We start from the raw sequence: 23,127 nt of genomic DNA on the forward strand, positions 1-23,127 counted from the left end.
CGCACGCATGCATCAACCCGATTTTTCGGCCCACACTTTGCGCCGCTTTGCGGCGCTTGCGACTGCATTTGGGCTGGTGCTGTCGTTGGCGGTTATCGCCGCCGTGGTGTGGTTGGGGTGGTACGAATACCGGGAAGCGCTGGAGACTGACCGGGCCCGCAGTGAACTGGAGGCGCGTGTCATTGATGACCACGCGACCCGCACGGTGGAGACCGCATCGCTGGTGATGGCCTATGTGGGGGGGCAGTTGCATGCACCAGACATGGCGCAGCCGCACCTGGCCGACCCTTTGCTGACGCAGGCGCTGGCGGCGCTGCCTTTTGTGCGCAGCCTGCATGTGCTGGATGAGGCGGGCCGGATCGTGGCCAGTACCGCTGCGAGTGATGTAGGCGTGACAGTCCCGCTGGACCGGTTGGCCCCCTTGCCCGCGCCGGGGCAGGATGCACTGGGTGTGTTTCAGCACGGTCGGGGGCTCAGTGCCCTCGGCATCGCGGCCCCGTCGACTGCCGCCAACATCGGCTTCATCCCTTTCAGTCGAAGCTTGCGCAACGCCGAGGGCAAGGCCCTGTTCCTGGTGGCCCTGATCAACCCTGATTTTTTGTCGAGCTTTCAACTGCTCACGCTCGGCGATCAGAAAGAGAGCGTGTACCTCTTGAACTACCAGGGGGTGGTCATGGTCAGCAGCGGCCCTCGTGCGGCCAATCCGGGCACGGTGTTTGCTGTCCATCCGGTGTTTCGCAAGTTTTTGCCGTCTCGAGAACACTTTACCTATGAAGGTGACGGTGCTTCGCCTGGTACCCAGGTCGTGTCGTACCGGCTCTCCAAAACCCGCCCTTTGGTGGTGGTGGTTGAGCAGCCCTTGGCAGACACGCATGACCGTTGGATCACATCCGTGCGCTGGTTCATCACGGCGGCCGTTGTCACTGTGTTGTTTCTGGTGCTCATGACGGTGGCGATTCGCCGCAGCCTGCGGGCCCGTGAGCGGGGGCTGGAGGCCCTGGGCAGCGCGCGCGCCGAGGTGGTCCGTAAGGAGCACGATTTGCATGTGCTGGTGAAAAGCGTTCAGGAGCTGTTGTTCCGCACCGACCCCTCGGGGGTCCTGACCTATGTGAACGAACGCTGGGTCGCCGTGACGGGCCGCAGCGTCGCGCAGGCAGAAAACCACCCGTTGACGGAATGGGTGTGTGAAGTCGATCGCGCGGGCGTGGCCCAATTGTTTGCACTGGATACCACGGCAGCGGTACGCACGCAGACCGCCAGCATGTGTGCCAGCGACGGTAGCCTGCACCGTTTTGACGTTGCAGTGGTGCCCCTGTGGGAGGGGGAGCACATCATCGGCTTTGCGGGCAGTGCGGTCGATGTCACCGAGCGGCTGGCCGCCGAAAGTGCCTTGCAACACCAGCTCGACTTCGTCGCTTTTTTGCTGGAGATCAGCCCTTTGCCGGTGGCCACCTTTGACCGGTATGGCCGTTATGTCTCGGTGAACCGGGCCTGGGAAGATTTCACCGGCCTGCTGCGTGGCCAGGTGATGGGGCAGGCGGCGAGTGCGTTCATGGCACCGACCGATGCCGCGTTTCATGCCGAGAAAGATGCAAAACTCTGGCGCTCCGGGGGCACCCTGCGTTACGAGTCCACACTCCGGCATCGCGATGGAAGCCTGCGTGAGGTCATCATCACCAAGGTGGTTTTGCCAGGCGACGAGCAACACGCCAACGGCGGTCTGCTGAGTACCCTGATGGATGTGAGCGAATTCCGGGCAGCCGAGCGCGCCAAGGACGCAGCCCGGCATGCGGCCGAGGAGTCGTCCCGCACCAAGTCTGATTTCATTGCCAATATCAGCCACGAACTGCGTACGCCGCTGCAATCCATTTTGGGTTTTTCGGAGCTGGGCATGATGCGTGGCAAGGATGAACCCCGGCTGATGGGCATGTTCACCGACATCCATGCAGCCGGTGCCCGCATGCTGGCCCTGGTCAATGATTTGCTGGACGTTTCCAAAATCGCCAGCACCTTGGGGGTTGTCAACCTGGAGCGCACCGATATTCGCGGACTGATCGGTCCGGTGGTGCAGGAGTTGACGCCCCAAATTCACGCCAAGCGCCTGGCCGTCGATATACAGCTTGGCCCCGTTCCGCTGATTGCCAAGGTGGACCCCGTACGTTTTGCGCAGGTCGTGCGCAATGTGATGGCCAATGCCATCAAATTCGCGCCCACACAAACTGGCATCGAGCTCAGCGCCTACCTGACGGGGGAGGACCGCATCTGCGTCAGCGTGCGGGACCATGGTGCGGGCATTCCGGTTGCAGAGCTGGACCGCATTTTTGAGGCCTTTGTGCAGTCCAGCCGTACGCAAGATGGCTCGGGTGGCACGGGGCTGGGCTTGGCCATTTGCAAAACCATCATGGACGCGCATGGCGGGCGTATCACCGCCGAAAACGCCGCGGACGGTGGTGCCGTGTTCCGCATCTATCTGCCCGCACGCCGCAGCGGGCAGCGTGAGACGGATTTCCATTCCATCTATTGAGGGCGTCCCGCATCCGGGCACCTACACCTCAGAACAGCTGCCCTGTCAGGGGATCATCTGCTCCTGTATTGATAGCTGTTGGTGCAGTATCCATGAGGGTTGTAGGCCTATTTGACTTGAAATCCAAGGCCTGGGCCTCGTCGACACTCAGCAGGGCGCCCATGCGCACGCCCAGCAGGCGCAGCTTCTTGTGCAGCGGTGCGCGCTTGAGGCACTGGCCGGCCACGCGGCGTATGGCCTTCGCATCGGCAATGTGGCGCGCGATGGTGATATCGCGCGTTACGGCTGTGAAATCTTCGTACTTCAGCTTGATGCCAATCGTTTTGCCCACGTAGCCCTTGCGCTGCAGGTCGTCGGCCAACTGCTCGCACAGGCGCGTGAAGATGGCACCCAGCTCGGCCTTGTCGCGTACCGCATGCAGGTCCCGCTCAAACGACGTTTCGCGGCTGATGCTGACCGGCTCGCTCTCCAGCACGATGGGCCGCTCGTCCCGCCCCCGTGCGGCGTCAAACATCCAGGCGCCGGTGCGCTGGCCGAAGGTGTCCATCAGCCATTGCAGGTCCTTGGCGGCCAACTGGCCAATGGTCTCTATGCCATGGGTTTTCAGCTTGGCGTCCGCCTTGGGGCCAATGCCATTGATCTTGCGGCAGGCTAGCGGCCAGATCATCGTCTCCACATCCGTGTCATGGACGATGGCTATGCCATTGGGCTTGTTGAACTCGCTGGCCATCTTGGCCAGCAGCTTGTTGGGCGCCACGCCCACCGAACAGGTCAGGCCGGTATCGTCAAAAATCGCCTTCTGGATCAGCCGCGCCAGCACGCGCCCCCCCTCGCGCTGGCCACCGGGCACCTGGGTGAAATCAATGTAAACCTCGTCCACGCCGCGGTTCTCCATCAACGGCGCAATCTCTGTGATGATGGCTTTGAAACGCTGCGAGTAATGCCGGTACTGTGCAAAATCCACCGGCAACAAAATCGCCTGTGGGCACAGCTTGGCCGCCTTCATCAGCCCCAGGGCCGAGCCCACGCCAAACTGGCGCGCGGCGTAGGTGGCGGTGGTGATGACGCCGCGCCCGGTGTAGTCGCGCAGCAGCGGAAAGGCGGCGACGGGAATTTCGTGCAAGGGCAGCTCGGCGTACTGCGCGCGCAGCGCATCGTCCAGCGCCCGCCGCCCGCCGCCGATCACCACGGGCAGCCCCTTGAGCTGTGGGTAACGCAGCAGCTCCACCGACGCGTAAAACGCGTCCATGTCGAGGTGGGCGATGCGGCGTATCGCGGGGGCGGTGGCACTCATGGGGCGCAAGGATACCAAGCGACTGGTGTCACAATCGGGTGGCTGATTTCCTGTTCCAAGTCTTCTGTATGACGTCGTTGCTCCTCCCCCCGCCCCAGCACCGGCCACGGCGTCGCCAGGTCCTGCAAGCCACCGTGTCCGTGTTTGGCGCGGCGCTGCCGCTGGCCAGCAGCCGGGCCGCGGACCGCTATGCCAAATACCGGGGCCAGACGGTGGCATTCAGTATCCCGGACCACCCCCATTACGACGCCATGGTCAAGCTGCTGCCGCGTTTCACGCAGGAAACCGGCATCCAGGTGGAGCTGTCGCGCGAGCACATCCTGCGCATGAAGCACCGGCAACTGGCCGAGCTGTCGCAGGCCCGCAGCTCCTTTGACCTGGTGAGTTACGTGGCCACCTGGAAGAGCGAGTACGTGAGCAAGCAGCTGATTCACCCGCTGGCTCCGTTCCTGCAAAACCCGGCGCTGGCCGACCCCGGCTTTGACCTGGCCGATGTGGTGCCCGGCTACCTGCAGAACATCGGTTTGGTGGGGGGACCCAAAGGCTATCTGCCAGGCCCCGGTGCCCGCCTGTACGGGCTCCCCTACGGTGCGGAGACCTCGGTGCTGGCCTACCGGCGCGATGTGTTTGCCACGCTCGCGGTGCAGCCGCCCACCACCTACGCCCAGTTGCGCCAGCTGCTGCCTGTGCTGCGCAGCAAGTCTGGCATGGCGGCGCTGACCTCGCGCGGGCAGATGGGGCACAACTGCGTGCACGCCTGGTTGCTGCACCTCAGCCCGCTGGGCGGGCGCGTGTTTGATGCGCACTGGGTGCCCACCTTCCAACAGACGCCGGGCGTACAGGCGCTGCAGTTGCTCAAAGAGATTGCCGACACCGGCCCCGAGGGCATGGCGAACTTTGGTTACAACGAGATGCTGCACACCTTTCTGGACGGGCGCAGCGCCATGTACCTGGATTCCACCGCCGTCTTCGGTGCGGTGCGCAGCTCCCCCCTGTCCCGGGTGGATGGCAAAGTGGGGTACGCGCTGCACCCGCGCGGTACACGCAAGGCTTCGCAGACCGGAGGGTTGGGGCTGGCCATCGCGCGCACCTCCGAGCGCGCGAACGCTGCGTTCTTGCTGATGCAGTGGCTCACTTCCAAAGCGCAAGACAAGGCGGTCTGCGCATTGGGGGCCGCGCCCTTGCGGCTGTCGACCCTGCGCGACGCAGAGCTGCTGCGCCGTTACCCGGAATTCGCCCTACTGCGCGAACAACTGCGGTATGCCGACCCCGACTGGCGCCCCATCATCAGCGTGTGGGACGAGATCAACACCGGCCCTCTGGGCGCTGCCGTACACCAGGGCCTCACCGGTGCCGTGCCGCCCGAGCAGGCATTGGGTGCCATCCTGGGGCGGGTGACTGATATTTTGGTGGCGGGAGGCTACCGCTAAGCCGTCCCGCCGCGCTGGCTAGTAAGTGCCAGGAATCAGGATGCCCTGGTCCACGTTCTGGATGTTGGTGTGGCCGCAAAAGGCCATGGTCACGTCCAGCTCTTTGTGGATGATCTGCAGGGCCTTGGTCACACCGGCCTCGCCCATCGCACCCAGGCCGTAGACCATGGCACGGCCGATCATGGTGCCCTTGGCGCCCAGGGCCCAGGCCTTGAGCACGTCTTGCCCGCTGCGCACACCACCGTCCATCCACACTTCAATCTGGCTGCCCACGGCCTGCACGATGGCGGGCAGGGCGCTGATGCTGCTGGGCGCGCCGTCCAACTGGCGGCCACCGTGGTTGCTCACCACAATCGCATCGGCCCCGCTGGCCACGGCCAGTTGCGCGTCTTCCACATCCTGGATGCCTTTGAGGATCAGCTTGCCGCCCCATTTCTCCTTGACCCACTTCACGTCGTCCCACGACAGGCGGGGGTCAAACTGCTCGTTGGTCCAGGCGGCCAGCGATTTCATGTCGCTGACCGACTCCACATGCCCGACCAGGTTGCGGAAGGTGTGGCGTCTGGTACCCAGCATGCCCAGGCACCAGCGCGGCTTGGTGGCCAGGTTGATGAGGTTGGCCAAGGTCGGGCGGGGTGGGGCGGTCAGGCCGTTTTTCAGGTCCTTGTGGCGCTGGCCAATCACTTGCAGGTCCAGTGTCAGCACCAGGGCACTGCAGCGTGCAGCGCGGGCGCGCTCGATCATCTTGGCCATGGCCGCGCGGTCCCGCATCATGTAGAGCTGAAACCAAAACGGTGCAGAGGTGTTTTCGGCAATGTCCTCAATCGAGCAGATGCTCATGGTGGATAGCGTGAACGGAATGCCAAACTTCTCGGCCGCCCGTGCGGCATGGATCTCGCCATCGGCATGCTGCATGCCGGTCAGGCCCACCGGGGCGATGGCTACGGGCATCTTGGCGTCAATGCCAATCATCTTGGTCGCTGTCGTCCGGTTCTCCATGTTCACCGCCACGCGTTGGCGCAGCTTGATCTTCTGGAAGTCGTCTTCGTTGGCACGGTAGGTGCCTTCGGTCCACGAGCCGGAGTCGGCGTAGTCGTAAAACATGCGGGGCACCCGCTTTTCGGCCAGTACGCGCAGGTCTTCGATGTTGGTAATAACGGGCATGGGGTCTCCTGTAATGGCACAAATGGTAGCGGCGCAGAGACAAACGGTGCGTGAAATCCCTCCTCGGTCGATTGAAATTATTTGCGCCAGTCTTGGGCTAGACTGGCCCGCCACAACGGCAGACAGCAAGCACAGGGAGTCACGGCATGGTGATATGGGGCGCAATCTGGGGGGCCATCGTGGGCTACCTCACGGTGGAGTACGACGAGGAGGTGGGCCTGTTCATCGGTGTCATCCTGGGGGCTATCGCCGGATTGACGTTGCGCATGGCGGTGCGCCGCGAGATTGCGGCGCAGCATGCCAAGACTGCGGTGCTTGAGCCTACTGCCGCAACACGCACCGCAGCACCCGACCCGACCCGTGCGCCTGCCGCTGCTGCGGTCCTGCCAGCCACCCCCGCCACCTCTGTACCCGCCACGGCGACCCCACCGCAGCCCGCGCCCGAGGAGCCCGACGAATTTCTGGATGCCCCGCAGCCATTGCGCACACCGGCCACTGCCCGCGCGCGCGCGGACCGCGAAGCCGACCTGTCCGACACCCAGGAGTGGGTTGCCCAACCACCCGACGTGCTGATTCGCCTGGTGGCGCACGCCAAGGGCTGGCTGCTGGGCGGCAACACCATCGTGCGCGCCGGCGTGCTGGTGCTGTTTGTGGGGCTGGCGTTTCTGGCCAAGTTCGCCATGGACAACGCACTGTTGCCACCCGAGTTGCGCCTGGCCGCCATCGGCGTGGCTGGCATTGCGCTGTTTGTGTTCGGCTGGAGAATGGTGCCCCCACGCTCCGCCGCTTCGCGGGTCGCTGCCCCCCTGGGGGACGAAGTCGCCTTGGGGCGGCCCAGCGGCGACTTGCCCGCCCGCCAGCCCGACAAGCTGGCCTATGCGCTGACGCTGCAGGGCGCCGGTGTGGGCGTGCTCTACCTCACGGTGTTTGCGGCATTTCGGCTCTACCAGTTCTTGCCAGCGGGCGCCGCATTTGCGGTGCTGGGGCTGGTGTGTGTGTTCTCTACCGCCATTGCGCTGCTGCAAAACGCCATGCCCATGGCCTTTATCGGCTTTGCCGGTGCGTTTGCGGCGCCCATCCTCGTGTCCACCGGGCAGGGCAACCATGTGGGCCTGTTCAGCTACTACCTGGTGCTGAACCTGGCCATCGTGGCTGTGGCCTGGCTGCGCGCCTGGCGCCCGCTGAACCTGCTGGGTTTTTTCGCCACCTTTGGCGTGGCCACGGCCTGGGGGGCACTCAAGTACCAGCCCGAGCACTTTGCCAGCACCGAACCATTTTTGCTGGCCTTCTTCGCCATCTACCTGCTGGCCAGCTTGTTCTATGCCACGCGCCATTCGCTGGCACCCAAGCAGGCGGTGGACGCCACGCTGGTGTTTGGCACGCCGCTGGTGGCCTTTGGTCTGCAGGCCGCGCTGGTGCAGCACATCGAATACGCCACCGCCTTCTCGGCCTTGGCCCTGGGGGCCTTGTACCTGGGGTTGGGCTGGTGGGCCGTGAAGCGCCAGGGCGCCAACCAGGCCGTGGGCCAGTGGCTGGCCGAGTGTTTTGCGGCGCTGGGGCTGGGCTTTGTCACGCTGGCCGTGCCACTGGCGCTGGATGCACGCTGGACCAGTGCCGTCTGGGCGGCTGAGGGCGCTGCCGTGTACTGGATGGGCCAGCGCCAGGGCCGCTGGCTCGCGCGCCTGGCAGGGCTGGTGCTGCAGGTGCTGGCCGCTGCCAGCTACCTGCACGGGCTGGACCAGATGCACGCTAGCGCCTGGCCGATTGCCAACCCGGCCTTCGTGGGCGCGGTGCTGTTGGCCGCCTCCGCGCTGGCCCTGGCGCACTGGACACGTTTTGCCGCCGCGCCTGCGGCGTCGGGCTCGGGCGCCAGCTGGCTGCTGGCCAAGCTGGAGCAGCGGCTGTCGCCCGTGTTGTTCTGGGCCGGCTTTCTGTGGTGGCAGTTTGCGCTGCTGCACGACATTGAACGCGCCTTGCCCGGTGCCGATGGCAACTGGGCGCCAGTGCTCAGCAGTGCGCTGCAGTCGCACCTGGAAATGCTGGGCTGGGTGGCCAGCGCCTGGGTGGCGCACCGCTGGGCCCTGCCCACGCGGGCCAAGCCCTGGGCCATTGCGGCCACACCGGCCTGGTTCTCGCTGCCCATCATGGCGCTGTTTGCGCTAGAGGGGGTGGTGGCGCTGGACCATGTGTTCCAGGCCTGGGGCTGGCTGGTCTGGCCACTCACGCTGGTGCTGCATGCGCTGACCCTGCGCAAGCTCGATGCACTGGTGCCCCAGCGCTGGTGGCCCATGGTGCACACGGGGGGCGTGTGGCTGCTGGCGCTGCTGGTGGGCAACCTGCTGGTCTGGGCCGTGGGCCAGGCGCAGCTGGGCGGTACCGCCTGGGCCAGCGTGATCTTTTTGGTGGCCAGCGTGCTGGTGCTGCTGGCGCTGTGCCGCCGCAGTCTCTTTGATGCAGGCAGCCGTGTGCGCCAGGCCTGGCCGCTGGACCGCTTTGCCACCGCCTACCTGTGGCACGCAGCGGTGCCGCTGGCGGTGGCCGTGGGCCTGGGGGCCTTGCTGGTGGCGGTGTCGTCCAACGGTAACGCGCGCCCCTTGCCCTATGTGCCGCTGCTCAACCCCACCGACCTGACGGTGGCGCTGGCGCTGCTGGCTGCTGCCTTGTGGCTCACGCGTGTGCGCCAGGGCGATTTGCCGGTGCCCGGCTGGGTGCATGACCGGCGCTGGACGCTGCTGCTGTGTGCCCTGGGCTTTGTGGCGGTGAACACCGTGTGGCTGCGCGTGGCGCACCAGTATGCGGGGGTGCCCTGGAATGCCGAGCGCCTGTTCGAGTCCTTCCTGGTGCAGGCCGGTTATTCCATCTTGTGGACGCTGCTGGCCCTGGGCCTGATGCTGGTGGCACACCGCCGCCTTGCGCGCCCGGTGTGGATGGGCGGTGCGGCCCTGTTGGGGCTGACGGTGGCCAAACTGTTCCTGGTGGACCTGAGCAACCGTGGTGGCTCCGAGCGCATCGTGGCCTTTATTGCGGTGGGCGTGATGATGCTGGTGGTGGGCTACTTTGCGCCCATTCCACCCGCTGCCGCGCCGTCTGCACAAGACGGCGAAGAAGGGAGCGCCGTATGAGCACGCCCCGAATCGCCCGCGCGCTGCTGGCCCTGTGCAGCGTGATCCACATGGCCTGGGCCGCCGACGCGCCCACGCCCGCCGAATTTGCCTGGCGCGGCCAGCTGCTGCTGCCCGCTGGTGCCAGCCTGGTGCGGGCCGAGCTGCCGGTGGAGGCCTTGCTGCGCATGCAAAACGCTGCGGGCCACGATGTGCGTGTGTTCAACGCCGATGGTGCCGTGGTGCCCTATGCACTGCTGCGCCCGGCTGACCTGGAGCGCAGCGCCCCGGCCGTGCAAACCCGGGCCTACCCGGCCTACCCCTTGTTTGCCACCGCCGCCGGTGCGCCGCCCGCACGCGGTGCGGTGGAGGTGCGCGTGTCGGCGGACGGTGCCACTCCCGGCAGCGCCTGGGTGCGCTGGAATACAGCGGCTAAGGCAGATGACAAGGCCAGTGCCGCACTGCCTGCCGATGCGCAGCCCTTGCAGGCCGCCCTGTTTGACACCCGGGCCGAGCAGCACACGTTGTCCGCCCTGCGCCTGAAGGCCGAGTTGCCACGCAATACGCTGGTGCACCTGCAGCTGGAGAGCAGTGCCAACCTGCAGGACTGGCAGAGCGTGCCGGTGAAAGGCCCGCTGTTCCGTTTTGACGGGGCCGACGCGCCCAACAGCATGGTGCTGGAACTGCAGCAGCCACTCGATGTGAAAGGTCGTTACCTGCGCCTGGGCTGGGCCGGGCAGGACGGCGTGCAGGTCAGCGCGCTGACTGGCCAGGTGGCCACGCCCCACACGCAGCCCCCGCGTGTGCGCGCCGCCTTGCCGGCGGGCGCGGCCGATGGCAACAGCCTGGTGTGGACGCTGCCTTTTGCCACACCGCTGATGGCGTTGCACTTGCAAGCCGCACAAGACAACACCCTGGTGCCGGTGCGTATTTCGGGCCGCAGTGATGCGACCCAACCTTGGCGGGCGCTGGCGTCCACCGTGGTCTACCGCCTGGACACTGTGGGCCAGGGCAGCAGCAACCGTGCATTTGCCCTGCCAGCCACCCCGGTGCGCGCGTTGCGGGTGGAGGCCAGCAACGGCCAGCCACTGCCTGCGGGCGGACTGCATGCCACGGTGGAATTTGCGCCCTTGCAACTGGCGCTGCTGGCCTCGGGCCCCGGGCCGTTCACGCTGGCCGTAGGCCGGACCAACACGCCGTCGGCTGCGGTGGAGGCCGGTGTGTTGGGGGCGGTGTCACCGGCCAAGCTGGCCGAACTGCCCGCAGCCGCGGTGCAGCAGCTGCGGGCCGACCCGCCCGATGCCCCCCAGCTCTGGGCTGCCAAACTGCTGCCCAGTGGTGTGAGCCTGCGCACGGCAGCGCTGTGGCTGGTGCTGGTGGTGGGGGTGTTGGTGCTGGCGGGAGTGGCCTACGCCCTGATGCGCCAGATCACTGGCTCAAAATGATCTGCGCAATGACACCGGTGGCGATCGCGATCAGCACATAGTCCGCGCCCACCTGCACCCACTGGTGGCCGCGGCGTGGCGCGGGCAGGTGGTGGCCGTAGTAGTTGTTCACCACATAGATAGGGCGGCGGTATTCGTAGGGCAGGTAGCCGCCCCGGCGGAAGTCGGGCCCGCGGGCGCCGTAGTAGCCGGGGTGGCCATCCCAGCGGCTGTAGCCCCGGTTGTCACGGCGCTCATCGTGCCGGTTGTCGTAGCGCTCATCCCGGCGATCATCGCGGTCGTCGTTGCGGCCACGGCCGTTGTCGTGGCGTCCCCGGTCCTGCTGGCTCCAGCGTTCGTCGTCCGGCCCGTGTCGACCACGGCCTTCGGCCTGCGCCAGGGTGCCAAACCCCATGCTGGCGATGACGATGGTGCACACAATGGCGGTGGATTTCATAAGGTGCCTATGGAAGTGAAGGAGCTTGCATGGTCCCCCGCGCAGGTATCGGGCATGTAAAGCCTTTGCGCTTTTGTGCAAGCAATGGTTGCACCCTGTGCTGCCCCATTTATGAACAAAATAGGCCTCTAGCCCTCGTGGAATATGCGCAAACAGCTACTAAATTTATAGCGGTTTGCAGCCCGCCTGCCAGGGCTTATTCGTCAAACAAGCCCGGTCCGTTGAAGCGGGCCCGCTCGGCCAACAGCATGCGCAGCTTGGTGTCCATGCCGCCGGGGGCCGAGAAACCACCTGCCCCGCTTTGGGCGGCCAGGATGCGGTGGCAGGGCACCACCGGGGCAAACGGGTTGGCACCCAGGGCCTGGCCCACGGCGCGTGCCGCACCGGGCTCGCCCAGCAGGTGCGCCAGCTCGCCGTAGGTCAGCGTCTCCCCGGGCGGGATGCTGCGCGCCAGCGTGTAGACGCGTTGGTAAAAAGGTGGCACACCCTCCATGTCCAGCACCAGGTGGCTCAGGTCGCGCGGCTCGGTGGGCGCACCGGCCAGCAGGGCCGCGATGGCATCCATGGCGGTTTGCACATCGGGTGGCGGTGCAGCTTCGGGCGCGTGGGGAAACCGGGCCTGCATGCGCAGGCGCGTGGTGGCTTCATCGGCCTCGGGCAGTTGCACGCCGGTCAGGCCCTGGGGGCCCCAGGCAATGCCGCAGTGGCCCAGCGCGGTGGCAAACAGGGCGAAGGCGGTGGTGGGCATGGCCGGGGCTCAGATCGCCTTGTGCACCACTGCGCCCTGGAACAGATAGGGCAGGCGCGGGCCGCGCTCACCGGGGACGCCGCCTTTGTCTTCCACACTGATGGCGAGTTGTGCCACGCCCTGCAGGGTGTCGGCCCGGGCGGGCAGTGCCAAGGTGCCGGCTTTGCTGGCCAGCACCCCCAGCGACTGGGGTGCCTGCCCCAGGCGCAGCGCCCAGAGTTGCATGCTGTCCTCGCGGCCTTCCTTCACCCCATTCAGGCGTTGCAGTTGCAACACGCCGCTGGACGGGTCCTGGGTGACCAGCAGTGCCGGGCTTTGCGTGCTGTCCAGCAGCACCGCCAGCGTGCGGATTTGGGGCTGTTGTGCCAATTGCTGTTGTTGGTGGGCAATCTGGGCCTTGAACTGCTCGAACATGCTGGCAGTGCCAGCGATCAGCGTGACCAGCAACACCGCCAGGGTGATGGCCCCGGCGCGCCACCAGGGGCTGACGCCTGTGCGTGCTGGGGCAGGGCTGGTGGTGGCGGTGGGAGTCGTTTCGGTCATGGGGGTGGAAGTGGGCTGGTGCAGGTGTGCATCGTAGTCCCTTGCGCAGCCATGCACGCCGCCACTTAGCCAGCGGCGTGCAGTGCCTGCCCGAGGGTTTGCGCGCCCGGTGCATAGGCCGCCAGGCCTGCACCCACCAGCGCCACAAACAAGGCAGTCAGCGCAAAGGGCAACACGGTGCGGCGAAACGCGGTGCTGAGCCAGTGGCTGCTGTCGGCATTGCGCAGGCGGCGGTACAGCGTGTACGAGAGCACACCGTCAAACAGCAACTCGGCAAACAAGGCAGGCGCCAGGTACACCACATACAGCGAGGCAAACGCCAACCCGATGGCCAAGGCGATGGCCAGCAGCGGAATGGCGAATTCATCGGCATCGCCCACCGAGCCCACCGCATCGCCCACAGAGGACAACACACCGGGCTCGTCGGCAGGCAAGGCCGTGGATGCGTCAAAGTGGCCGCTGGCGCCACCACCCACAAAGTCTCCACCGCCGCCGCTGGGCAGCGGCGCCTCGCCAGCACCACAGTTGCCACTGCGGGGCAGCGCCAAGTCCACCACATCGGGCAGCAGGTTGTAGTCCTGCGCCTGGGTACGCAGCCACAGCCATAACAGGCCCAAAAACACCAGGTAGCCGCCCGCCAGCGCTGCGGGGTAACGCAGTGCCATCTGGTCCATGCCCAAGGCCAGCAAGAGGACGGACAGCAGCCAGCCGGCCGCACCGGTGAGCGCCACGATGAGGCCCATCTGCAGGCGTGGGTAGGTGTCTTGCTCCAGCTGGTGCTGCAGGCGCACGATGGCCAGGGATCGGGTCAGGCGGATGTGGCGGGGCATGGCGGATGGCTCCGTGGTTCAACGGCGGGGGGCGGTGGTTGGCGGGGTTTTGACACCGGCCCCGCGTACTTCAAAACGCACCTCGTCCAGCACCTGGCCTTTGGCATCGGTAATCTGGATGAGATGCCGGCCGGGCCAGATCGGCCACTGCGCGGTGTTGCCTTTGGCTACCGGCTTGCCGTCCACCAGCCAGCGCAGGTTGCTGCCCTCGGCTTGCAGCGTCAGGCGCTGCGCTTTGGGGGGGATGTCGGGGTCCAGGGCGATGATGGTGCCGTGGGTGGGGGCGGTGATGCGGGCAGTGGGTGCAGCGCCAGATTTCAAGCCTTTTTGGCCCCCAGCCCTCGTGGATATTGCGCGAGCAGCTCCTGAATCCATAGCAAATGTAGCTTGCTGCGTGCCGTCCACAAACCACTCGGTGCGCGCCGCCTCCAGGCTGGGGGTGTTGTTGGCAGGGGCAAATTGCACCGTTTTTTGCACCAGGCCTGTGGGGGGCTTGGGCGCACGGCTGGCTTGCTTGGCATGCAAGAAGTTCATCACCGCGGCCCAGATGGGCGCCGCACCCGTGGTGCCGCTGACGTCCCACATGGGCGCGCCGCTGGCGTTGCCTACCCACACGCCCACGGTGTAGCGCTGGCTGTAGCCCACGGCCCAGTTGTCGCGCATGTCTTTGCTGGTGCCGGTTTTGACCGCGCTCCAGAAACGCGTGGCCAGCACGCTGTCGGTGCCAAAGGTGCGGGCGCGGGCCATGGGGTCACTCAGGATGTCGCCCACGATGAAGGCTGCACGCGGGTCCAGTGCCTGGGGGGCCGGCGCTGGCTTGCCGGGCAGCAGGGTGGTGGGGCTGGCCCGCCCGCCATTGGCCAGCGCACGGTAGGCGTTGGCCAGGTTCAGCAGCGAGACCTCGGCACTGCCCAGCGCCAGGCTGTAGCCGTAAAAGTCGCCACTCTCGGCCAGCGGCAGGCCCAGGCGCACCAGTTGCTTCTGGAAGGCATCGGGCGAGACCATCACCAGCGTGCGCACCGCCGGTACGTTGAGCGAGGCGCCCAGCGCGGTGCGCGCCGACACCCAGCCTTTGAAATGCCGGTCGTAGTTCTGCGGGATGTAGAGACCGCCCGTGGTCTGGATCTGTGTGGCCGAGTCTTCCAGCAGCGAGGCCGCAGTGATGCGCCGCTCGGCAATGGCTTGCGCATACAAAAAGGGTTTGAGCGTGGAGCCGGGCTGGCGCAGTGCGGTCACCGCGTCCACATCGGCTGCGTTGCTCAGCGGCCCGCTGGAGCCGACCCAGGCCAGCACCTCGCCGGTGGCGTTGTCCAGCACCAGCAGGGCGGCGTCTTCCACATGGCGGCCTGCCAGTTCGCGCAGGTGGCTTTGCAGCGTTTGCACCGCAAAGCGCTGCAGCGGGGCGCGCAGGGTGGTGCGGATAGCCGCCCTTCGCGCTGCGCCTGGCCCGTCCTGCGCAGGGCGAACGGATGCGAGTTGCCGCGCCACATGCGGGGCAATACCTTCGCTGGCGGCGTAGTCGCGCCGCTGCAGGGCGCCGGTCACAAACAAATCCAGCGCGGCACAGTTGGCAGCCGCAGTCTCCAGGCTTTTGAGCACACTGCAGGCGCGCTGCACCACCTGTGGCTCTTTGGCGTTGGGCGCGCGCACCAGGGCGGCGGCCACGGCGGCCTCGCGGTTGTCCAGGCCGTGGGCGGCTTTGCCAAACAGGGTCTGGCTCAGCGCATCGATGCCCACCAGCTCGCCACGGAACGGCACCAGGTTCAGGTAGGCCTCCAGAATCTGGTCCTTGCGCCAGCCACGCTCCAGGCTCTGGGCCGAGAAGGTTTGCCCCAGCTTCTGCACCACGCTGCGCCCGCCGCTGCCGCGCCGCAAGTCTTCGTCCAGCAGACCGGCCAGCTGCATGGTGATGGTGGAGGCGCCGCGCGTCTTGGTGTTCCACAAATTGGCCCAGGCTGCGGCGGACACGGCGTGCCAGTCCACCCCGCTGTGTTCGTAAAAGCGTTTGTCCTCCGACAGCACCAGCGCTGTGCGCAGGGCAGGGGAGATGTCGGCCAGCGCTACCCACTGGCCACGCCGCACCGTGGCGTCGGTGCGCAGGCGGTGCAGCAGCTCGCCTTCGCGTGAAAGGATCTGGGTGTCGGAAGGCTGGTAGCCCGCTTTTGTTTCATTAAAAGTGGCTGTGTTGCCCGTGGATTGTTCGCAGACAGCTACTAAAAATATAGCAATCAGCGTGCCCGGTCGCCCCCGAAGTAGTCGTTTCTGCAACGTGTTCGTTCCCGTTTCTGTATGCCGCGTAGCACGCCATAGGTTGGCTACGCATGCGCAAGTATTACCCCACGGGCACCCGTGGAGACCCCGATGGGGAAGGAATGTGCATGAGCTTTTAAAAATATCATTTCAATCAATATTTGACTTTATTGATAAAAGTGATAAATTAAATGCAGCAAACAGCAAATTTATATCCAGATCATGGCTATCAATTACCACCAACCCTCCGTAAACGCGCTTTTCGATGCGATGCCGTGGCCGATTCTGACCTTCGGCGTCAATGGATTGATCAGCTATGCGAACAAGGCTGCCAAGGTGCATCCCGGCAAGCCGGTAGACGCCATGAGCGGGAAGCCTGTCATCAAGTCCCTGGTGAGGGATGTGGCGCTGAACAAAGTAAAACTTCCCTACAAAGTTGACGTTGAGTTGGCGGATGGGAATCGTGTTGCCGGCATGTTCATGGCGGGCCCTTCCGGATTGGATATTGCCTTTGTCATCCAGGATGCTACGGAACAGGCCAGCCGGGAGACCCAACTGCGCGGCCTGCCGGACATCATTGCGCTGCTTCGCGATGAAGTGGGCCCCCCCTTGCGCAAGCTCTCCGGTCTGCTGGGCTCGCTGCCCGAGAGTTCTGAGCTTGCTGCATTGGAAGAGGCCGCAGGTGCGCTGGACCAACGGCTTCGGCGTTTGGCTGACCTGATCGCCGTGTTCGGCGACGAGGTGCTGATTACCACGGACCGTATCGAACTGTCGGAGGTTGTTCAGTCAGTCTGTGCGGAACTGACACCTCGCGCAACTGCCAAAAAGGTGCTGATTCAAATTACGGAGCCTTCGCAGGTGCTTCCGCCCATCTATGGCAATGCCAATCTCATTCGGCGTGCTTTTTTCGAGTGTTTTGAAAACGCAATCACCCACTCCCGCAGAGAGGTCAACAGCCAGCAACAGCTGTTGGTCAAAGTCGCCTACACACTGACTGGAGAACATGTGCTGATCACGGTGCGCAATTTGGGGGCCATTCCTGAAGAGGAGCGGGGTGTGGAAACCCGTGATGTATTCACGAAATCGCCCCACCTCCCAGCCAATGACACCAAAGGCAGATTGGGCTTGCCGCTGGTGAGCCGCATCGTGGGGCTGCATGGGGGCAACATCCGTGTTGCGGCCATGGGGGATGACGAGACGCGGGTCATGATGGAGTTCCCCACAGGGGCCCCTTTGCGCGGGCAAGCACAGCTCGATATTGCCCAGGCGCAGCGCTATGCCGCGGATCTGGCCCAACTTATGTCACGCCGTAAAAAGGAGGCAGCATGAAACGCAGTGCCTTGATTGTTGACGATCAGGTCGATATCAGGAGTCTTTTGCTTGTGACCATGGAGTCCGAGGATTTCGACCTCCATGAAGCCGACAACGGAGAAGACGCCTGGCGCATTGCGCAGAACCTGCGCCCCGCCATCGTGCTCCTCGATGTGATGATGCCTGGGGCACTGGACGGGTACCAGGTGTGCCAAAAAATAAAGACCGATGCCACCCTGCAATCCATGACCAAGGTCATCCTGCTGACGGCCCGGGGCCAAAGAACGGACATCGAAAGAGGCGAGGCCGTGGGGTGTGATGCCTACCTGGTGAAACCATTCAGCCCGATAGAACTGCTGGATACCGTCGACAGATTGCTGGCAAAACCATGAAAAAACACCTCCTGCCCTCTTCCATTCGCCGTTCCATGCTGGGAGCCGGCATCGGCTTGGCAGCGCATTGGGCCTTGCCGGCCATCGCCGCCACGCCGCAGCCCACCACGGGCCGTCGCACCTTGCGCCTTGCGGTGGTCCCCCAGCTAACCGCCATTGAAATGAGCCGGTACTGGTCTCCCATAGTGGATGCCCTGGGGCAAAGTGGCATCCCCTGTGAGCTGGTGGTGTATCCATCGATCGCGAGTTTTGAAGCCGAGTTTCTGAGCGGGAAGGCCGATCTTGTCTTCTTGAACCCCTACCACATGGTCATGGCGCACCGTGCGCACCGGTACGAACCCTTGTTGCATGACGCGCGAGGCTTGGAGGGGGTTTTGTTGGTCAGCGCAGATGGGCCTATCGAGCGGATTGAGCAATTGAAAGGGCAGCGGATATCGTTTCCAGCGCCCAATGCGTTCGCCGCAAGTCTCTACATCCGGTCGGTCCTCGATGTGAAGCACCATTTGTCGTTCGAGGCCCACTATGCCCAGAACCATCGCAATACATTACGCCAGGTCCTCCTCGGCGACTCCATGGCCGCGGGCTTGGTGAAAACCACGCTGGAGAAAGAAGCACCAGAGGTGCAGCAGAAATTGCGCACCATTTACACCACGCCATCTTTGGCTCCGCACCCCTTGGCGGTTCACCCGCGTGTTTCTCGCTCTGTCAGAAATGCCATTACGGAAGTGCTGCTGGGTCTTGCCGCAGCTCCGCAAACACAGGCACACATGGCAGGGATACAAATGCCCAACCCAGTCCTTACCAGTTACGCAACGGACTACGCTCCATTTGAACAACTGCACATCGACAAGTACGTCATCCTGGAGTGAACGTTATGGACGCTGTATCGCGACTTAAAGCCTTGATTGAGCCGCCGTACAGCTTGCGTGCAGCCATCATGGCGGGCGCAACGGTCGTCATCGTGGTTCTTGGCTCCGTTTTTGCCGCGTTTGCTTACAACCGGCTGGAAGCGGTGACGTGGACCAACGCAAAAAACTGGTCTGAATCCATGGCCCACCTCGTGGCCAACGGCAATGCCAGCGCCGTGATTCTCAATGATGTGGCCGCCATTGAATCCAATTTGCAGCAAGTTGCAGAGCTTCCCGGTATCGACCGGATCGCCGTGTACCGGGCGGATGGTCGGCAGTTGGTGGTGGCCTTCAAGCAAAACGAAGAGATTCGATCGGAAGTCGGCGGCAAGGCGCGCATGGCGATCCCTTTGAATAGCGCGTCAAATGTGCCCGGAGTTACGTACGAAAATTACTACGAAGCGTGGGCCCCTGTTTTGATACACGATGAGAACCCCAGCGCCTGGGTTCAAGTGCATTTCAGCCTCAGCCAAAGAAACACTGAATTGCGCCAACTGTGGGTCATGTCTGGCTTGGGCATTGCGTTGTTGGTGGTCCTGGTTATCGCCAGCCTCCAATACATCACGGCGCGTGTGTTGCAACCCATTCGGGCACTGTCGCTTTATGCACAGGAGATGCCCACGCACATTGGCAGTCAAATTCAGGTTTCACACAACACGATTGAAGTCGGACAACTCGGTACGGCGCTTAATGAGGCCAGCAGAGGCATTGCAGAGCACATCGGCCGCACCCAAGCGATTGTCAATACCGCATCGGAGGCCATCATCGGGCTGGACTCGCAAGGGAGGATTGCGACCTTGAATCCCGCCGTCAGCAGCTTCTTTGGACGTCCAGAGAAAAGCATGCTGAGCCAGTCGGTTGAAAGCTGCGTGCCGGGGCTCAGCGTGCAGGCCTTGGAGGAGATGTTCGATCAGTCGAGTGCCTATCTCTCCGGGGTCAATCGCGTTGTCCGGAAAGAATTTTTCGGGACGCGTGCGGATGGGACTCTGTTCCCCGTCGAGATCTCACTGGGCGCCGTGGCAAACATCGAAGGCTTGCGATACGTCTGCATCATGCGCGACGTAACTGATGAACGCGCCGCGCTGGAATTTACCGAGCTGTACGAGCGTGCCCTTGCTTGCAGTCACAACTCGGTTTTTATTACGAATGCAAAGCTTGAGCATCAGCCCATTGTCTATGTCAACGATGCTTTTCAGGCCATGCTGCAACTCCCGCTGCACCAGATACTTGGAAAGAACATGGAGGAATTGGTCAGCATGGACTCCGATGCGCGGGCGCTCAAAGAATTGCGACTCGCAATGTCTGAGCAGCGCATCGCCAACGTGACGTTGCACAAGACCTTGCCGAATGGCACAAAGCGGACCGTCGAGTTGTCACTCTCTCCCGTGAGGTCAGACAAGGGAACGCTCACCAACTTCGTGGGTATTGTTTTGGATGTGACTGCGCGGGTGTTGGCCGAGGAAGCCATCGCGAAGCGTCGTGCGCAGCTGGATGCAATCTTCAGCCTCAGTCCGGATGGATTCGTGCTTTTTGATGCCAACGATTACATGGTGTTTGCCAATCCCGCGTTCGAGCGAATGACGGGTTGGAGTTGGGCCGAAAGCGCTCCGCCTGTGCACATGAATGATTTTGAAACCATGATGCGTGCCCTCTGCGATGACGATCAGGCGGCATTGTCTTTGAGCGCCAACACCTCCGACGACCAGCCGTGGCAAGCGCGATTGCATCTGACGCGCCCGCAAACCCGGGTTGTGCAGGCACAGTCGCGCAGGAATATTGCCGGGCGCAGTGAAACCATTTTGTACTTCCGCGATGTCACGCATGAAGATGCCGTGGATCGGATGAAGAGTGAATTCCTGGCGGCCGCCGCACATGAACTGCGTACCCCCATGGTGAGCATCTTTGGCTTTACAGAGTTGCTACTCAAACGGAAATTTACGCCTGAGCGACAGGCTGACATGTTGCAGACCATTCATCGCCAGTCCGGCTTGCTGGTGAAGATGATCAACGAGCTGTTGGATCTGGCGCGCATTGAATCGCGTGGTGGGCTGGATATGCAGATTGATGCACATCCATTGACGGAGCTCGTCGAAAACAGTGTGAAGGGGCTTATGCGTACCGACACGGAGCGCCAGGTGCAGGTGGGCGTCACGCCGGATGTTTTGGTGTTGATTGACCCTGAGAAGATGCAGCTCGCAATGAACAATCTGCTGAGCAATGCCTTCAAATATTCACCACATGGTGGCACGGTGTGTCTGCAATCGCGCATTGAGCACAACGAGGGCAACGGCTTTGTCGTGATCGAGGTAAGTGACCAAGGGATAGGCATGTCACCCGAGCAGCTGGAACGGGCATTTGAGCGCTTCTACAGGGCGGATGCGTCGGGCAACATACCCGGGACCGGGCTGGGCCTGAGCTTGGTCAAGGAAGTTGCCGAGTTGCACCAAGGCCGTGTCACCTTGTCCAGCACATTGGGCTCTGGAACTACCGCCCACCTGTGGATTCCCCTGGCCACCAACAAACCCTTGGCCTCGTCCAGGGACTGAAGGCTCCACGGGGTGTGGAGAACTGCGCGGCGGCGCGGGTTGAAAATTCGAGTTTCTCTGTGCCTGTAGCCTTGGTGACCTTGCGCACAGCGGGGCATGGCGTGTACCCGTAAACTGAACCGGTTTGCAACTCGCTGATTCTTTTTAACCCATGTCCTCCGCTGCACCCCTGTTCCAGCCCTTCGCCTTCAAGGGCCTCAAACTCGCCAACCGCATTGTCATGGCACCCATGACACGTTCGTTCTCGCCCGGTGGGGTGCCTACGCCCGCAGTGGCCGAGTATTACCGCAAGCGGGCTGCTTCGGCCGTGGGCCTGATCGTGTCTGAAGGCACGGTGGTGCAGCGCCCATCCGCCGCCAATGACCCCGATGTACCGCACTTCTGGGGCGATGCCGCGCTGGCCGGCTGGCAAGACGTGATCAACACCGTGCACAGCGCCGGTGGCGTGATGGCGCCGCAGCTCTGGCACGTAGGCGCTGCGCGCAACGCACGCACCACCTGGACTGCGCCACCGCCCGTGGATTCACCCTCCGGCCTGTCGCGCCCTGGCAAGCAGTTTGGCGCACCCATGAGTGATGCCGACATTGCCGACACCATTGCCGCCTTTGCCAAGGCCGCCGGCGCGGCCAAGCGCCTGGGTTTTGACTGCATCGAGCTGCATGGCGCGCATGGTTACCTGATCGACCAGTTCTTCTGGGACGGCACCAACCAGCGCGACGACCGCTTTGGCGGCAGCGACCTGGTGGCGCGTGGCCGCTTTGCGGCCGACATTTTGAAAGCTGTGCGCGCGGAGGTGGGGCCCGACTACCCGGTCATCATCCGCCTGTCGCAATGGAAGCAGCAGGACTACAGCGTGCGCATGGCGCAAAACCCCGACGAGATGGCCGCCTGGCTGCAACCGTTAGCCGACGCAGGCGCCGACATCTTCCATTGCTCGCAGCGCCGCTTCTGGGAGCCCGAGTTTGATGGCTCGGATTTGAACTTTGCGGGCTGGGCCAAGAAACTCACGGGCCGCCCCACCATCACCGTGGGCTCGGTGGGCCTGAGCGGCGAGTTCATCGCGGCCTTTGGTGGCGAGAGCTCCAAACCCGCCTCGCTGGACGAACTGCTGCGCCGCTTCAACCGTGGCGACTTTGACCTGGTGGCCGTGGGCCGCGCGCTGATCAGCGACCCGGACTGGGCGCTGAAGGTGCGCGAGGGGCGCATGGCCGAGTTGTCGGACTTTTCGCCGGCTGCCTTGGCGAGCTTGGTGTAAGTACAACCAGTCAGGGAGATATCACATGCAAAAGGCTCATCGTCGCAAACAGGTGTGTGTATTGGGTAGCGCGGAGCCAGGCTCTGCGGCGTATGAACTCGCAGGCGAAGCCGGTCGCCTGATGGCGGGCCTTGGCATCACGGTGGTCAGCGGTTGCGGCAGCCCAGCCACCCGCCATGCCGCCGAGTGCGCAGTGGCGGCGGGCGGGCAGGTGCTGAGCATCATTCCCGAGGGTGAGATGCCACCGCCCGATTGGCCCGCCACCGTGGTCGTCCCCTCGGGGGTGGGCGATGCACGCAATCTGCTGATGGCCCTGGCGGGCGATGCCTGCCTGGTCATAGGCGGGCGGGCCGGCACCATCTCGGAGGTGTGCCTGGCCTGGCTGCACAAACGGCCTCTGTTGCCGCTCACAGGCTGCGGCGGTTGGTCGGACCAACTGGAGCAGAACCCGCCGGACGAACGCAAAAACTCGCCCATCCTGCCGTGGAGCAGCGTGGCCGAGTTGGAGGCCCGGTTGCGGTCCTTGGGCCTTGCCTAGTGCCCGTGGCGCTTCACAGCAGGTAGACGGCCACCAAGCCCAACACAGCGGGCACGGTCTGGATGTACAGAATGCGCTTCATCACCGTGACCGCACCCCAAATACCCGCCACAGCCACGCAAGCCAAGCCAAACACGGCAAAGGCTTTGGCAATCGCCGGGTCGGGGTAGACCAGGCCCAGCAGCAAGGCGGCTGCCAGAAAGCCGTTGTAGCAACCCTGGTTGGACATGGCCACGGCGCGCGACGCCACTTCGGCCTGCGGAATGCCGAACACCTTGGCGCCGCGTTTCTTGAACAGCACTGTCTCCAGCAAAAAGATATACACGTGAATCAGGCAGACCAGTGCGATGAGGACGAGGGCGAGGATGTGCATGGAAAGTCTCGGTTGATGGAATGCTGCCGAGAATACATA

General features: G+C 63.9%; 18 protein-coding genes. 10 read left to right on the forward strand and 8 right to left on the reverse strand.

What is annotated here, in order from left to right:
• The first annotated feature begins 7 nt into the window (after positions 1-7).
• Positions 8-2,524 (forward strand): ATP-binding protein, encoded by a 2,517-nt coding sequence (locus tag AC3WS7_RS12825; RefSeq protein WP_492656634.1) that lies wholly within the window; start codon positions 8-10, stop codon positions 2,522-2,524.
• Positions 2,525-2,552: 28 nt separating this feature from the next.
• On the opposite strand, the gene dinB is transcribed toward AC3WS7_RS12825, so the two are convergent.
• Entirely contained in the window at positions 2,553-3,818 is a 1,266-nt protein-coding gene (gene dinB / locus AC3WS7_RS12830; RefSeq protein ID WP_492656635.1) for a DNA polymerase IV, read from the reverse strand.
• Positions 3,819-3,886: 68 nt separating this feature from the next.
• On the opposite strand from dinB, the gene AC3WS7_RS12835 reads away from it, so the two are divergent.
• Complete coding sequence (locus AC3WS7_RS12835) at positions 3,887-5,248, forward strand: ABC transporter substrate-binding protein (RefSeq protein WP_492656636.1); 1,362 nt, start codon at positions 3,887-3,889, stop codon at positions 5,246-5,248.
• An 18-nt stretch (positions 5,249-5,266) separates the two neighbouring features.
• Here the strand turns inward: AC3WS7_RS12835 and AC3WS7_RS12840 are convergent, their stop codons facing one another.
• Positions 5,267-6,412 carry an alpha-hydroxy acid oxidase gene (locus AC3WS7_RS12840; RefSeq protein WP_492656637.1) on the reverse strand — a complete coding sequence of 382 codons (1,146 nt, stop codon included), beginning with the start codon at positions 6,410-6,412 and terminating at the stop codon, positions 5,267-5,269.
• 146 nt (positions 6,413-6,558) lie between these two features.
• Between AC3WS7_RS12840 and AC3WS7_RS12845 the strand changes: the two genes are divergently transcribed.
• Together AC3WS7_RS12845 and AC3WS7_RS12850 are read left to right on the forward strand one after the other, a co-directional pair.
• Positions 6,559-9,534, forward strand: a complete 2,976-nt coding sequence (locus AC3WS7_RS12845; protein WP_492656638.1) for a DUF2339 domain-containing protein — start codon at positions 6,559-6,561, stop codon at positions 9,532-9,534.
• Positions 9,531-10,958 (forward strand): DUF3999 family protein, encoded by a 1,428-nt coding sequence (locus AC3WS7_RS12850; protein WP_492656639.1) that lies wholly within the window; start codon positions 9,531-9,533, stop codon positions 10,956-10,958. Before AC3WS7_RS12845 ends, AC3WS7_RS12850 begins: the two co-directional genes overlap by 4 nt.
• Here the strand turns inward: AC3WS7_RS12850 and AC3WS7_RS12855 are convergent.
• From AC3WS7_RS12855 to pbpC, 5 genes are all read right to left on the reverse strand, one after another.
• Positions 10,942-11,394 carry an RcnB family protein gene (locus AC3WS7_RS12855; RefSeq protein WP_296468473.1) on the reverse strand — a complete coding sequence of 151 codons (453 nt, stop codon included), beginning with the start codon at positions 11,392-11,394 and terminating at the stop codon, positions 10,942-10,944. The genes AC3WS7_RS12850 and AC3WS7_RS12855 overlap by 17 nt on opposite strands.
• Positions 11,395-11,590: 196 nt before the next feature.
• Complete coding sequence (locus tag AC3WS7_RS12860; RefSeq protein WP_296468475.1) at positions 11,591-12,142, reverse strand: methylated-DNA--[protein]-cysteine S-methyltransferase; 552 nt, start codon at positions 12,140-12,142, stop codon at positions 11,591-11,593.
• Positions 12,143-12,151: 9 nt separating this feature from the next.
• On the reverse strand, positions 12,152-12,685 hold the full coding sequence (locus AC3WS7_RS12865) for an anti-sigma factor domain-containing protein (RefSeq protein ID WP_492656640.1): 534 nt from the start codon (positions 12,683-12,685) through the stop codon (positions 12,152-12,154).
• Positions 12,686-12,750: 65 nt separating this feature from the next.
• Complete coding sequence (locus AC3WS7_RS12870) at positions 12,751-13,515, reverse strand: hypothetical protein (protein WP_296468480.1); 765 nt, start codon at positions 13,513-13,515, stop codon at positions 12,751-12,753.
• Positions 13,516-13,533: 18 nt separating this feature from the next.
• Positions 13,534-15,783, reverse strand: a complete 2,250-nt coding sequence (pbpC, locus tag AC3WS7_RS12875; RefSeq protein WP_492656641.1) for a penicillin-binding protein 1C — start codon at positions 15,781-15,783, stop codon at positions 13,534-13,536.
• Between the two features lie 204 nt (positions 15,784-15,987).
• On the opposite strand from pbpC, the gene AC3WS7_RS12880 reads away from it, so the two are divergent.
• The 6 genes from AC3WS7_RS12880 (at position 15,988) to AC3WS7_RS12905 (ending at position 22,715) form a co-directional block, all read left to right on the forward strand.
• Positions 15,988-17,094, forward strand: coding sequence for a sensor histidine kinase (locus tag AC3WS7_RS12880; RefSeq protein WP_492656642.1), 1,107 nt, complete (start codon positions 15,988-15,990; stop codon positions 17,092-17,094).
• On the forward strand, positions 17,091-17,468 hold the full coding sequence (locus AC3WS7_RS12885) for a response regulator transcription factor (RefSeq protein WP_296468485.1): 378 nt from the start codon (positions 17,091-17,093) through the stop codon (positions 17,466-17,468). Before AC3WS7_RS12880 ends, AC3WS7_RS12885 begins: the two co-directional genes overlap by 4 nt.
• Entirely contained in the window at positions 17,465-18,337 is an 873-nt protein-coding gene (locus AC3WS7_RS12890) for a phosphate/phosphite/phosphonate ABC transporter substrate-binding protein (protein ID WP_492656643.1), read from the forward strand. Before AC3WS7_RS12885 ends, AC3WS7_RS12890 begins: the two co-directional genes overlap by 4 nt.
• 5 nt (positions 18,338-18,342) lie before the next feature.
• Positions 18,343-20,922: a PAS domain S-box protein gene (locus tag AC3WS7_RS12895; protein WP_492656644.1), complete on the forward strand. Its 2,580-nt coding sequence runs from the start codon at positions 18,343-18,345 to the stop codon at positions 20,920-20,922.
• 151 nt (positions 20,923-21,073) lie between these two features.
• Entirely contained in the window at positions 21,074-22,177 is a 1,104-nt protein-coding gene (locus AC3WS7_RS12900) for an NADH:flavin oxidoreductase (protein ID WP_492656645.1), read from the forward strand.
• A 25-nt stretch (positions 22,178-22,202) separates the two neighbouring features.
• Complete coding sequence (locus AC3WS7_RS12905) at positions 22,203-22,715, forward strand: SLOG cluster 4 domain-containing protein (RefSeq protein ID WP_296468492.1); 513 nt, start codon at positions 22,203-22,205, stop codon at positions 22,713-22,715.
• Positions 22,716-22,728: 13 nt separating this feature from the next.
• Here AC3WS7_RS12905 and AC3WS7_RS12910 read toward each other — a convergent pair whose 3' ends face one another.
• Positions 22,729-23,088: a DUF1304 domain-containing protein gene (locus tag AC3WS7_RS12910; RefSeq protein WP_492656646.1), complete on the reverse strand. Its 360-nt coding sequence runs from the start codon at positions 23,086-23,088 to the stop codon at positions 22,729-22,731.
• Between the last annotated feature and the right edge of the window lie 39 nt (positions 23,089-23,127).

It is taken from the genome of Rhodoferax sp. EU05-FHT12H12 (assembly GCF_058791215.1).

What these genes read in the sequence shown, in the direction of transcription:
- AC3WS7_RS12825 (WP_492656634.1), top strand. Translation starts at nt 8, where the DNA reads ATGCATCAACCCGATTTTTCGGCCCACACTTTGCGCCGCTTTGCGGCG.
- dinB (WP_492656635.1), bottom strand. Translation starts at nt 3,818, where the DNA reads ATGAGTGCCACCGCCCCCGCGATACGCCGCATCGCCCACCTCGACATG.
- AC3WS7_RS12835 (WP_492656636.1), top strand. Translation starts at nt 3,887, where the DNA reads ATGACGTCGTTGCTCCTCCCCCCGCCCCAGCACCGGCCACGGCGTCGC.
- AC3WS7_RS12840 (WP_492656637.1), bottom strand. Translation starts at nt 6,412, where the DNA reads ATGCCCGTTATTACCAACATCGAAGACCTGCGCGTACTGGCCGAAAAG.
- AC3WS7_RS12845 (WP_492656638.1), top strand. Translation starts at nt 6,559, where the DNA reads ATGGTGATATGGGGCGCAATCTGGGGGGCCATCGTGGGCTACCTCACG.
- AC3WS7_RS12850 (WP_492656639.1), top strand. Translation starts at nt 9,531, where the DNA reads ATGAGCACGCCCCGAATCGCCCGCGCGCTGCTGGCCCTGTGCAGCGTG.
- AC3WS7_RS12855 (WP_296468473.1), bottom strand. Translation starts at nt 11,394, where the DNA reads ATGAAATCCACCGCCATTGTGTGCACCATCGTCATCGCCAGCATGGGG.
- AC3WS7_RS12860 (WP_296468475.1), bottom strand. Translation starts at nt 12,142, where the DNA reads ATGCCCACCACCGCCTTCGCCCTGTTTGCCACCGCGCTGGGCCACTGC.
- AC3WS7_RS12865 (WP_492656640.1), bottom strand. Translation starts at nt 12,685, where the DNA reads ATGACCGAAACGACTCCCACCGCCACCACCAGCCCTGCCCCAGCACGC.
- AC3WS7_RS12870 (WP_296468480.1), bottom strand. Translation starts at nt 13,515, where the DNA reads ATGCCCCGCCACATCCGCCTGACCCGATCCCTGGCCATCGTGCGCCTG.
- AC3WS7_RS12880 (WP_492656642.1), top strand. Translation starts at nt 15,988, where the DNA reads ATGGCTATCAATTACCACCAACCCTCCGTAAACGCGCTTTTCGATGCG.
- AC3WS7_RS12885 (WP_296468485.1), top strand. Translation starts at nt 17,091, where the DNA reads ATGAAACGCAGTGCCTTGATTGTTGACGATCAGGTCGATATCAGGAGT.
- AC3WS7_RS12890 (WP_492656643.1), top strand. Translation starts at nt 17,465, where the DNA reads ATGAAAAAACACCTCCTGCCCTCTTCCATTCGCCGTTCCATGCTGGGA.
- AC3WS7_RS12895 (WP_492656644.1), top strand. Translation starts at nt 18,343, where the DNA reads ATGGACGCTGTATCGCGACTTAAAGCCTTGATTGAGCCGCCGTACAGC.
- AC3WS7_RS12900 (WP_492656645.1), top strand. Translation starts at nt 21,074, where the DNA reads ATGTCCTCCGCTGCACCCCTGTTCCAGCCCTTCGCCTTCAAGGGCCTC.
- AC3WS7_RS12905 (WP_296468492.1), top strand. Translation starts at nt 22,203, where the DNA reads ATGCAAAAGGCTCATCGTCGCAAACAGGTGTGTGTATTGGGTAGCGCG.
- AC3WS7_RS12910 (WP_492656646.1), bottom strand. Translation starts at nt 23,088, where the DNA reads ATGCACATCCTCGCCCTCGTCCTCATCGCACTGGTCTGCCTGATTCAC.